9 protein-coding genes are annotated in these 8,377 nt (G+C 44.3%); 8 read left to right on the forward strand and 1 reads right to left on the reverse strand.

All coding sequences use genetic code 11. The features are described from left to right. Positions 1–337: 337 nt before the first annotated feature. Positions 338–559 (forward strand): regulatory protein SipA, encoded by a 222-nt coding sequence (gene sipA, locus ACEW9J_RS23710; RefSeq protein ID WP_373547535.1) that lies wholly within the window; start codon positions 338–340, stop codon positions 557–559. 113 nt (positions 560–672) lie between these two features. After that, complete coding sequence (locus tag ACEW9J_RS23715) at positions 673–1,200, forward strand: DUF4149 domain-containing protein (RefSeq protein WP_373547536.1); 528 nt, start codon at positions 673–675, stop codon at positions 1,198–1,200. 81 nt (positions 1,201–1,281) lie between these two features. On the opposite strand, the gene ACEW9J_RS23720 is transcribed toward ACEW9J_RS23715, so the two are convergent. Next, complete coding sequence (locus ACEW9J_RS23720; RefSeq protein WP_373547537.1) at positions 1,282–2,130, reverse strand: hypothetical protein; 849 nt, start codon at positions 2,128–2,130, stop codon at positions 1,282–1,284. A gap of 105 nt (positions 2,131–2,235) precedes the next feature. Between ACEW9J_RS23720 and ACEW9J_RS23725 the strand changes: the two genes are divergently transcribed. The 6 genes from ACEW9J_RS23725 to ACEW9J_RS23750 form a co-directional block, all read left to right on the forward strand. After that, positions 2,236–2,469, forward strand: a complete 234-nt coding sequence (locus ACEW9J_RS23725; RefSeq protein ID WP_373547538.1) for a hypothetical protein — start codon at positions 2,236–2,238, stop codon at positions 2,467–2,469. Beyond that, entirely contained in the window at positions 2,466–3,497 is a 1,032-nt protein-coding gene (gene era / locus ACEW9J_RS23730; protein WP_373547539.1) for a GTPase Era, read from the forward strand. Before ACEW9J_RS23725 ends, era begins: the two co-directional genes overlap by 4 nt. Positions 3,498–3,728: 231 nt before the next feature. Next, the gene (locus ACEW9J_RS23735; RefSeq protein ID WP_373547540.1) at positions 3,729–4,562 is read left to right on the forward strand and encodes a segregation/condensation protein A; all 834 of its coding nucleotides are present in this window, start codon (positions 3,729–3,731) and stop codon (positions 4,560–4,562) included. Positions 4,563–4,654: 92 nt separating this feature from the next. Then, the gene (locus ACEW9J_RS23740; protein WP_373547541.1) at positions 4,655–5,827 is read left to right on the forward strand and encodes a sugar phosphate nucleotidyltransferase; all 1,173 of its coding nucleotides are present in this window, start codon (positions 4,655–4,657) and stop codon (positions 5,825–5,827) included. A 136-nt stretch (positions 5,828–5,963) separates the two neighbouring features. Next, the gene (locus ACEW9J_RS23745) at positions 5,964–6,347 is read left to right on the forward strand and encodes a reverse transcriptase N-terminal domain-containing protein (RefSeq protein ID WP_373547542.1); all 384 of its coding nucleotides are present in this window, start codon (positions 5,964–5,966) and stop codon (positions 6,345–6,347) included. 723 nt (positions 6,348–7,070) lie between these two features. After that, the coding region (locus tag ACEW9J_RS23750; protein ID WP_373547543.1) for a reverse transcriptase domain-containing protein at positions 7,071–8,377 on the forward strand (1,307 nt) is incomplete at its 3' end.

The following is an 8,377-nucleotide window of genomic DNA, read 5'->3' on the forward strand; positions in this document are numbered from 1 at the left end:
CTTCGTAGGATAAATTGCCGACGTAAATTGACATATCGCTGTCTCCAGAATCCTGTAGGTGTAGAGAGTTAGATTCGGAGAAAAGCTTGTAAAAAGAACCATACAGCCGAAAATAATCTTCATTCATTATGGTAGCACACATTTGTGAAAATCGATCGCACATGCCAAAATTGATTTGACAATCGCCGATCGATTCTCAAAATTGCCAATTAACGCGGGCGTTCGATCGCTTGTGACATCGCTGCTCTGAACATTGGTTTAAAATCGTACAATTAAAACTAACGGTGAATGAGTATCTGACCGCTGTTAGTAACTAATAGTTGATAATTAATAAATTATGTCTCAAGAATTTAACATTGGCGCAACGGTGAGGATTACTGCGCTACCCACATATCTAAAGACCGCCGAGCCGATGCCGATGTTGCTGTCGCCGAGCCGACTTGAGCTAGGTGCGATCGGACTGATTACCGATCGCAAACCTGGTAACTATTGGGTCGTAAAATTCGATCGCAGTTCTTTTTTGATAGAAGATCGGTATTTAGAAGTGGTCGATCGCTAACTTCCGCTCAAATTTATGAGCGCACAGAGCTTAGTGCAACACAAAAATTAGAACTACTTATCAATCTCATAAGTTATTCTGAATGGTAAGAGATCGATCGAACGGTGAATATCATGACACAGGCATTTAACGGTAGAGACAACAACAGATTATCGACAGTAGAGGCTGCATCAAAACGATGGCAGAATGTGGCGATCGCTAGTCTGAGTTTCTGGTTGAGTGGTAGTTTGATTTTAGATTTGGTCATCATGCCTACGCTGTGGACGACAGGGATGATGGAGAGTAGTGGATTTGCGTCTGCTAGTTATAGTATTTTTTGGATTTTTAACCGCGTAGAGTTGTTATGTGCGGCGGTTGCACTGAGTAGTATTTGGGCATGGAGTCAGGAATCACCGTCGAGTGCGGAGAATAAACAGCAGTTATTTGCAGGTGCTGTCATGCTGCTGGCGATCGCGTTGAGCTATACTTTCATCCTGACTCCTTATATGAGCGGATTGGGCATCAACCTTGACGTGCTGGAAACCACAAAATCGCTACCCGCAGAGATGGATCGGATGCACGCGATTTGTTGGGTGCCAGAAGCAAGTAAATTAGGCATCGTGGGATTGTTATTATCCAAATGCGATCGATCGATCGCTTAGAATATCGGCATTGGTGTCAATAATTTTTAGGGCAATTTTATCTCGATATTGCTTGTTCTAATCTGCGTTGACAAAATTCTCCTAAATAGTCTCATCCAATGACTTACCGACTGCTACACCCCAGAAAAAATCTTTAATCGTTGATGCCTCGGCATTGACATGGATTTTCCTACCCCAGGAATAGATATCAAACTGGACTCGACTTTGCTTATTTTTAGTTATCTTGGTTGGTGGTTCGATCGAGATATTACCCAAGATCGTCACCCAATGGTTGGGAAAGATCCGATGAAAACGGGATGCGAGAAAAGAGTTATTACCGAGCAAACCTTGAGAATTGATCAATCCAAATGCCACGCCGCCAGCCTTAATCGTGCTGTCAGCTACTTGCAAGGCGCGAAATTCACCAGATAAGATTGTCGGGTGAGATTTGGTATGAGGATAGCCGAGTAATTCTTTGACCCAGCCGTTGATTTCCCAGGGTTTGGTGATGCCGCTGAGTTCGCGAATTAGTTTTGGTGCTTTGGGATATACGGGAACGATCGTATTTGCACAATCGCGGAGGGTAGCGAGGATCATCCAATCAGCTTGTGGCATTCTCAGGTTGCCATAACTGCGACACAATCTGCCAGAGGCGACGACTTTTTTGGTATAGCCTTCAAAACTACCATGCTCGTAGAGACTTTGACAGATATTGATGTAGCGATCGGGTTGTTTGCGAATTAGTTCAAATACTACCGCAGCAGGGCCACAAAAAGGCTGCTCTCCTTGTTGAATTTGGTAGGGATTGTGCAGCCTGTCGCGAATATCTTCGATCAGTTGTGCTTTATCGAGATGATTCCAGACTCCAATTTGCGGCGATCGCGCAAATTGGGCAAGCCGTTCGTCGAGGCGGGGATCGATTATCGCTGTCGGATTCAAGTCGCTTCGCATATAATTTAGTGTGGAGGCGATGTCGGCGAGTAGGTACTCCCTTTTATGTTACCCACATTATCGATCGATTCTCAATTTTGTGCGGGATGTTTTTAGTCAATGGGGATGAATTTAGTGAGTGTCACAATCGCAGATATCGTTAATTTTCTTCAGGTATCCGATCGATTGGTGACTGCGGGACAGCTCACTGTGGAGCAGTACCCAGCTATTGCCGCCGCAGGATATAAAGTTGTGATTAATCTGGCATTAATTGATTCGCCCAATGCGCTGGTGGATGAAGGATCGATCGCGACGACTGCGGTAAGATCTGAAGGAGAATCACCAGTGAGAATCCCATGACCGATCGATCCCAACCAGTCACACCCAATGATAAATCTGTAGTCGAGGCTTATCTAGCCGCTCAACAGGATAGTGCGGCTAGTGCAGCGCAGGATTTAGGTGTGGGATTGATTCCGGCGGCACCAGAGGGATTTCGATCGGGATTTGTCGGGATTATTGGTAGACCGAATGTGGGTAAGTCCACGCTGATGAACCAGCTCATCGGTCAAAAAATCGCGATCGTCTCTCCAGTCCCGCAGACCACTCGCAACCGCTTACAGGGCATCCTGACTACAGCTACGGCGCAAATGATCTTTGTCGATACCCCAGGTATTCACAAACCCCATCATAAATTGGGTGAAGTATTAGTCAAAAATGCTCAAAGTGCGATCGGTGCGGTAGATGTCGTCTTATTTGTCGTCGATGGGATAGAAATCGCTGGGGGTGGGGACAGGTTTATCGCCGAGCTGCTGATAAATGTCAAAACGCCAATTATTCTGGGTATCAATAAAATCGATTTGCGAACCGATCTGAGCCGCTCTCATTTAGATGCGATCGATGCTAGCTATCTCGAACTCGCATCAGCTCACAACTGGCAGGTAGTTAACTTTTCCGCAGTTGCTGAGACGGGTTTGGATCGACTGCAAGCCAGTCTGAGTGAAAATCTCGAAATTGGCCCTTATTATTATCCACCCGAATTAGTCACCGACCAGCCCGAACGGTTTATCATGGGCGAACTCATTCGCGAACAGATCATCCTGCTCACGCGGGAGGAATTACCGCACTCAGTGGCGGTAACGATCGATCGCGTCCAAGACGATGCCAAAATCACCCGCGTATTAGCCACAATTTACGTCGAACGGGATTCGCAAAAAGGAATTTTGATTGGTAAAGGTGGACAAATGCTCAAGCAAATCGGGAGTAATGCCAGAGAGCAGATGCAAAAACTGATTGCTGGTAAGGTTTATCTGGAGTTATTTGTCAAGGTTCAACCCAAATGGCGACAATCTGGTTTGCGTTTGGCAGAACTTGGCTATCGGGTGGAGTAGGGGCTGGGGGACTGGGGGACTGGATTAGTTTTAAAAATCCAGCATCATACCTTCAACCAGCAACTTGGGTTAATTAAGAAAATCGTGATTTTGCTAGCTCGGAATCATAAAATATCCGAGCTAGCAACGTTAATTATGCTGAATTTGATGTAGAGTTACCAATTAAGCTACACCACATTAGATTTAACTGCCTCTTCCAACCGTACTAACCCCTAATCCCTCACCCCAAGAATGGTATCAACCCCCCGACGGGATAGCTCCCCTTTAGTCGAACCCCAAGTCGATCCGCATACCCTGGCACAGATGGGGATTTCCATGCTCATCGATCTTGCTCAACGTGGTGAAATCGATCCTTGGGATGTCAAAGTCATCGATGCGATCGATTTGCACTTGAGTAGGCTTCCCCTTCAAGCTGACGCATCTCTGGCACACAAACAAGCCAACCTGTCTCAATCTGGACAAGCATTTTTGTGGGCGGCGATGCTGGTTTTACTCAAAGCACAGAGCTTAGAGCAGAGTCAATCTCAAGTGGAATTTGACTTTATTGAAGAAGAGTTGGACTTTGAACCGATCGCGGGATCTGGATTACCCCGCAACTTAGAGCGACATATTCGCCGCCGCCTGACATCTCCGCCGCCCCGTACTCGTCCGGTAACGCTCCAAGATCTGATCCAGCAACTCAGCCAAATTGCTGATAAAATCGCCGAACCATCTCGCCGTCGCCCGATTCGGAGCAAAGCGATGTCGGTGAAACAAGCTACCCAAACCATTGCAGGACTTGCTCACGATGAGAATTTAACCGAAATGGCGGCACTTGTGGCAGAGTTTCTCGTCACCTATACTAGTGAGACTGATTTCTGGACGCTTGATGACCTCGTAAATCTCTGGTCAGATAAGTTTCCACCCGTTCCAGGACAACATCATGGAGCAAATCACGATCGAGTGGGTGTGTTTTGGGCATTATTACTATTATCAGCTCAATCGAAAGTTGAACTACATCAAGCAGATTTTTATCAGACCCTGACAATCCGTAGACTGGAACTAGAATCGGTAGAGATGAACTAGCTATCCTCTCACAGGGGCTTAGTGTGGTGTAAGTGACAATCGATCGCTGCTACAGTGTGTAAACTAGGGAAATTAGGTATCCAAGATTTAATATGAAAGCAATGATTCTGGCTGCTGGGAAAGGTACCCGTGTGCGTCCCATTACTTACACTATCCCCAAACCATTAATTCCCATCTTGCACAAGCCAGTGATGGAGTTTTTGGTGGACTTGCTCAAGCAGCACGATTTCACCGAAATCATGGTCAACGTCAGCCATCTTGCCAAGGAAATTGAAAGCTATTTCCACGATGGACAGAGATTTGGGGTGCAAATTGCCTATTCTTTTGAAGGAACGATCCGCGAAAATGGCGAATTAGAGGGACAGGCTCTGGGTTCGGCTGGTGGGATGCGCCGGATTCAAGACTTTTATCCCTTCTTTGATGATACCTTCGTGGTGTTGTGTGGCGATGCACTGATCGATCTCGACCTCACCGCCGCTGTTAAATGGCATCGAGAAAAAGGTGCGCTAGCGACAATCGTCACGAAATCGGTACCCCGTGATGAAGTTTCCAGCTATGGAGTGGTAGTAACTGATGAAAATGGTCGGGTTCAAGCCTTTCAAGAAAAACCTTCAGTAGAAGAAGCTCTGAGTACAAATATTAATACAGGGATTTATATTTTTGAACCAGAAGTATTGAATTATATTCCTTCGGGTCAAGAGTATGATATTGGTGCCGATCTATTTCCTAAATTAGTAGAGATGGGTGCGCCTTTTTATGCGATTCCCATGGATTTTCAGTGGGTAGATATTGGAAAAGTCCCCGACTATTGGCAAGCGATTCGCAGTGTTTTGATGGGTAAAGTTAAGAACGTACCAATCCCTGGAACTGAAGTAATGCCAGGAGTTTTTACCGGAATTAATGTGGCGGTTAATTGGGACAAAGTAGATATTACAGGCCCTGTTTATATTGGTGGTATGACCAAAATTGAAGATGGAGCTAAAATCACTGGCCCCGCAATGATCGGTCGTAACTGCCATATTTGTAGTGGCGCACACATCAATAACAGTGTGATTTTTGAGTATTCTCGCATAGCTGACATAGAGCTAACTGATAAATTAGTATTCGGACGATATTGTGTCGATAAAGATGGTGCGACGATCGATGTTCAAGCCGCTTCGTTGGATTGGTTGATTACTGATACTCGCAAACCGATCGAGAATATCAAACATCCAGCAACGGTATTTGCTGGCTCCTTTAACGTTAACAATCTCGCTCGTCCTTAACTAACAATAAAAGTGCGATTCGTTTAGTGGGAAATATCGGTATTCATTCCGTAAATAGCCACTAGAGCCAAGTCTTCAAAGACTAGCTTAACTATCCGATTGATGAAGGTGCAAGTCCTTCCCACCAAACTCAGGTGTGAATCCTTATCTGCCCACGCCGTACAGACAACGAAGCTACGCAAACTTATTATTATCTGTTCGACGTATTACTCAGACCAACAAAGGTAAAGCAACGGCAGGAATTGACAAGGAGACTATCAATACCCCAGAGCAACGAGTAATTCTGGTAAATACTTGGAAAGGGGGAAACCTTAAACCAACCAGACGGGTGGAGATACCGAAACCTAATGGAAAGAAAAGACCGCTCGGAATCCCAACCGTGCGCGACAGAATCGAACAGGCAATAATAAAAAATGCACTAGAACCTGAATGGGAATCCGTGTTCGAGCCAAATTCCTATGGCTTTAGATCGGGAAGAAGTTGTCAAGATGCCATCGAACAAGACTTTATAAGATTGTAAGGATTGGCAAAGAAATTAAAGCCTTAGATGGAGCAACACAAGAAGCCTTAATCACAAAACTAAACCCAATTCTCCGAGGTTTTGCTAATGTGCGGTTCGTTTTCCTAAAACATAACTCTAGTTATGGGGATGGAAGTCCTTACGCCGCCTTTGTTTCATCCGAAACATAAAAGAAAGTAAGGATAACTTTAGTTTAGTGTAGGTGCGCTGAAACCCAAAAGTAAGCAAGTCCTACCCTCTCAGGATGGAGTGATGCCAAAACTACCCATATAGATAGAGAGAACAACTCTAAAAGTGAAGCTGGGAATAGTACGGGAATAACGAAACCGCAAAGTCAAAAGACAGGCAGATACCCGTCAGGTAAGCGTGTAATGATTAAGTTAAGTCTGAACCCTCTGAAAAAGCGTCCAAAAACCCTCGTTAGAAATAACGAAGAATCATATAAAGTCCCGCAGAAGAATGTTAGCTCTAGCTGCAATCCTGGGAAGTGATGGGCGAAATGAAGGAACCTAAAACCGCAAAATAACTAAACTAAGGAACGAATAAAACGGCTCTTTTTACCCTTCTGTTGAGAATCTAGGATAAGCCACTAGAAAGAATGGAGTCATTAAATAAGACTTAGCGGGAAGAGTTGGTAAGATGTAACCGAAAATCTAAGAGGCAGGACTCGAAGACAACTGGTTACGGTTTACATAGATAGATTCAGAACACGTAAATCATGTTATGACGACGGACTTAAAACCGAGCGATAAATGGAAAACAATTCCTTGGCGAAAGCTGCGGAAGATTGTCTTCAGATTACAAGTGCGAATCTTCAAGGCTCACAAAAATGAAAATTTACGACTAGTGCGTAAACTTCAGAAACTTTTATTAAACTCCAAAGCAGCAAAGTTGCTGGCAATTCGCCAAGTAACTCAGCTAAATATGGGTAGAAAAACCGCAGGGGTGGACGGTAAGAAAGCCCTCGAACCCGCTGAAAGATTAGCACTCTATGAGGTGCTGGTGAAAAACTGGAAGCAATGGAAACATCGACCCTTAAAACGGGTATGGATTCCCAAAGCAGATGGTACAAAACGCGGATTAGGAATACCAACCATAGCTGACCGAGCTTATCAATGTCTTCTCAAATATGCCTTGGAACCATCAGCAGAAGCCGAGTTTAACGCCAATTCTTATGGATTTAGACCTGGAAGAAGCTGTCACGATGTCCAAAATGGACTTTACATTAATCTAAATAGAAATGCTAATGGGTTGACGAAAAGAATCCTAGAAATAGACATCGAAAAATGCTTCGACGCTATCGACCACACATTCATTAAGCGGAGCGTCCAACTACCAAGAGCAGCAAAAATCGGACTCTATAGAGCTATCAAAGCCGGAGTAAAAGGAGAGTTCCCAAACTCCGAGTCCGGAACACCTCAAGGCGGGGTCATAAGCCCTCTGCTTGCCAACATCGCCCTTCATGGACTAGAAGATGTAGGACATCAAATTAGATATAGAATCAAGGGTAAGAGAAGAAACACAATTCAGGTGGAAGCATTAAATGGATTCCATTACGCTGATGATGTGGTATTTGTACTTAAACCAGATAATGATGCTAAAGTCTTGCGAGAAGCGATTGACCAATTCCTAGAAATTAGAGGATTGAAAGTTAAAGAAGCAAAAACCAAATTAGTACAGAGTACAGAGGGTTTCGACTTCCTTGGGTGGGCTTTTTCAGTCAAACCCAATGGTAAATTTATTTCTACACCGAGTCAAAAGTCCGTAAAGGTAATAAAGACAAAAGTGAAGAAAATGATGAAAAATAGTCGATTCACACTCGAAGAAAGAATCAATAAATGCGGTTCAGTTATTCGAGGGTGGAGAAATTACCATAAGTTCTGTGTGCGATGTAAATTCGTGTTGGATGCGGATATTAGTAAATGCTTCGACAAAATCAACCACCAAACTCTTCTATCAAAATTAAATACATTCCCGACCCTACGGAGACAAATCCGAGCTTGGTTAAAAGCTGGTGTCATGGATGACAA

This window comes from Chamaesiphon sp. (assembly GCF_041737865.1).
Classification (GTDB): Bacteria; Cyanobacteriota; Cyanobacteriia; order Cyanobacteriales; family Chamaesiphonaceae; genus Chamaesiphon.

Bases quoted from the DNA above. Each gene is read 5' to 3' on its own strand.
- sipA (WP_373547535.1), top strand. From the start codon at position 338: ATGTCTCAAGAATTTAACATTGGCGCAACGGTGAGGATTACTGCGCTA.
- ACEW9J_RS23715 (WP_373547536.1), top strand. From the start codon at position 673: ATGACACAGGCATTTAACGGTAGAGACAACAACAGATTATCGACAGTA.
- ACEW9J_RS23720 (WP_373547537.1), bottom strand. From the start codon at position 2,130: ATGCGAAGCGACTTGAATCCGACAGCGATAATCGATCCCCGCCTCGAC.
- ACEW9J_RS23725 (WP_373547538.1), top strand. From the start codon at position 2,236: ATGAATTTAGTGAGTGTCACAATCGCAGATATCGTTAATTTTCTTCAG.
- era (WP_373547539.1), top strand. From the start codon at position 2,466: ATGACCGATCGATCCCAACCAGTCACACCCAATGATAAATCTGTAGTC.
- ACEW9J_RS23735 (WP_373547540.1), top strand. From the start codon at position 3,729: ATGGTATCAACCCCCCGACGGGATAGCTCCCCTTTAGTCGAACCCCAA.
- ACEW9J_RS23740 (WP_373547541.1), top strand. From the start codon at position 4,655: ATGAAAGCAATGATTCTGGCTGCTGGGAAAGGTACCCGTGTGCGTCCC.